Raw genomic sequence first — 2,617 nt, forward strand, 5'->3', positions numbered from 1 at the left:
GCCGCTGCGGTGATCGACGCTGCCCCATCCTGTGCGGCTTGGTCAGCGTCACCGGGGATGAGGGATACCGTGACCTCGCCGGCGCGCACCGGTGAGAAGTCCGCGAGCCGGGTCAGAAAGACGAGCAATGTCGCAGGCTCGCCGGCGACCAATGGCGGGCGCTCCAGAAACAGCTCGAGCTCCGGGGTGTAGCGGGTCGCTGTCAGGATCTCCGCGGACGCCGTGACATGATCGTGCGCCTCCTCGTGGGGATGCCCGCCGCCGAGCACCCCGATCAGCCAGTGCTGGAGGCGATGCCATGGCGGGTCATCCTGATGCCCGCCGTCGGCGTGGCGATGCGCCTGATCGGTGTCGGGCTGCGGGTTGCCGCCGGCTTCATGGCGATGATGGTGGGCCGAGGCTCCGTCAGCGCTGACGGGCTCGGCGGCGGCATCGACCCGGGGCGAGTCGGCACTGGCGGCGCCGGGCATTCCCAGGGCGACGCTGAAAACGAACACTGCGGCAAAGGTCCGCCGCAGGCGGACGTATCGTGTCAGGGTGGTCACGCTCGATCACCTCCATCGCTTTGAACACACGAACTCAGGGCGATGTCGACGACGCCGCCATGGTGTTGGGGATCAGGCGATGGAGCGAGGGGGCCTCTCGGGCGGGGTGCCCGGTTGCGACCGCCATGTCGCGTGGTACCAGGCGACGTCGTTATGGGCGCCGGGGAAGACGACTGGCAGTGTGCTCTGGGGTAGACAGAGGAGGTGGGCGCTGGCGTGGCAGGCGTGATCGCAGCTGTGATGGTGCTCGCCGTCTGTGTGAGATCGTGGTGCCGGGCGCGTCAAGTGCGACGGTTGCGATGAGCCCACGCTTGGCTCGTCCATGGCGACGAAGTGCCGATGCGGGCCGCCGGCGTCTGCATGCACCTCGGCGCCGATGTGCGCCGAGAGCCCGATCTCTGGTCCGATCTGCGGTCCGATCCCTGGCCCGAGCACAGTCGCGAATCCTGGCTGCGCAAGCACCATCCAGGCCATCAGCACACAGAGCAACTGGCGGCTGTGCGGGGTCACGACAGAGACAGGATCTCCGTAAGAGGCGTGGTAAGTTGCGCGCGCACTGGCAGCATGACTGCGGAGCGCCGGCGCGACTGGCGGTTCTGCGGGCGTGCCCCCCGAGCTGCGCAGAGGTTATGGCTTGCGCCGTGGAAGTTCAAGCGCTCGATGCCCGACGCGCGAACCCACGATCGGTGCTCGCGACATGGGTGACGCCAGACCCGTCGACGGCATGCCCAGGTCATCAGCAACAACGGGATCATGACAGCGATGGCTTATGCTTCGACGAGATCACGCGGCGCATCAACGCAAAGCGGGTGAGAGACGATGTCGTCACGAATGATGGAATGCTGACAGATGTGGTGGGTGCGTCCTAGACGTCATGCGCGCGCCGGGAGATGCCGGCGAACCGCCTCCGCCGGGTGGTGTCGGCGTGTGCAACGTTCGGCGCTCTCGCTTGCGGGCGGTTGCGCATGTGGCTTCCTGGTCGCGGCGGCGGTCACCGCGGACGACGGTCTGCCTGTGCACGGCTTCCGCGTCGTCGCTAGCTGGCCGCACGACCCGACGGCCTTCACGCAGGGATTGGTCTGGGCCAACGGCGCCCTGTACGAATCCACCGGCGGCCATGGGCACTCCAGTCTGCGCCGGGTGGATCTGGCAAGCGGTCGCGTTGTTCAGCAGCGCCTGCTGTCGGACTCACTCTTCGGTGAGGGGCTGACGGCATGGCGGGGGACCTTGGTGCAGCTGACGTGGCGGGCGGGGCGCGTGTTGCGCTACGACCAGGCGACCTTCGCCGCGCTCGACGAGCTGTCGCTCGCCGGCGAGGGTTGGGGCCTGACCCACGACGGTGAGCGCTGGATCATCAGTGATGGCAGCTCGACCCTGCGCTTCCTTGATCCGGCTACGGGTGCCGAGACGCGTCGCGTGCAGGTGCTTGCCGAGGGTCGACCGCTCCGCCGTTTGAATGAGCTGGAGTGGGTGCCGGTGCCAGTGGCGGATGCGCACAGCGGCGCTGATGCGACGACCGCTACGGGTGCAACGTCGGGTCGCCTGCGCAAGCGGCGCGACGAAATCTGGGCCAACATCTGGCACGACGACCGGTTGGCTCGCATCGATCCAGCCGACGGCGAGGTGCTGGGCTATGTGGACTTGACGGGCCTGTGGCCGCAGCGCAAGCGGCCTCACCCCGAAGCCGTGCTGAACGGCATCGCATTCGACGCCGCGCGCCGGCGGCTCCTGGTGACCGGCAAGCATTGGCCGCGACTGTATTGGATTGCCGTGCCCGGATTGCTGCCGGCGGGGAGCGTCGGCGGCCCGGACTGAAGATGCCTCGCCACCCAGGCCGCAGACGCCTGCGCCGGGCATTGACGTCCACCGGGTCTAACAGAATCCCTGACGCCGGCACGGCGCCTTCCGCTAAAATCCCGAAGACTGATCCCTAATAACCGGAACAACGATGCTCGATTCTGTCTCCACGCCCGAGGCGCAGGCCGATGCGCATGTCTACCCCCTGCTCGCCGGCATCGACAGCCCGGCGGATCTGCGCCGGCTGGAGGCGACACAACTCAAGGCGCTGGCGG

Annotated in this window: 1 protein-coding gene and 1 pseudogene; one reads left to right on the plus strand and one right to left on the minus strand. The window is 67.9% G+C overall.

Annotation, left to right across the window (positions count from 1 at the left end; translation table 11 throughout):
* A pseudogene (locus QZ588_RS18005) lies at positions 1–545 on the minus strand (hypothetical protein); the annotation flags it as partial.
* Between the two features lie 849 nt (positions 546–1,394).
* On the opposite strand from QZ588_RS18005, the gene QZ588_RS18010 reads away from it, so the two are divergent.
* Positions 1,395–2,360 (plus strand): glutaminyl-peptide cyclotransferase, encoded by a 966-nt coding sequence (locus QZ588_RS18010; RefSeq protein WP_295544491.1) that lies wholly within the window; start codon positions 1,395–1,397, stop codon positions 2,358–2,360.
* Positions 2,361–2,617 lie beyond the last annotated feature (257 nt).

Source organism: uncultured Thiohalocapsa sp. (assembly GCF_913062725.1).
GTDB lineage: Bacteria > Pseudomonadota > Gammaproteobacteria > Chromatiales > Chromatiaceae > Thiohalocapsa.

Coding starts and splice junctions, on each gene's coding strand:
- QZ588_RS18010 (WP_295544491.1), top strand. CDS start 1,395: ATGTGGTGGGTGCGTCCTAGACGTCATGCGCGCGCCGGGAGATGCCGG.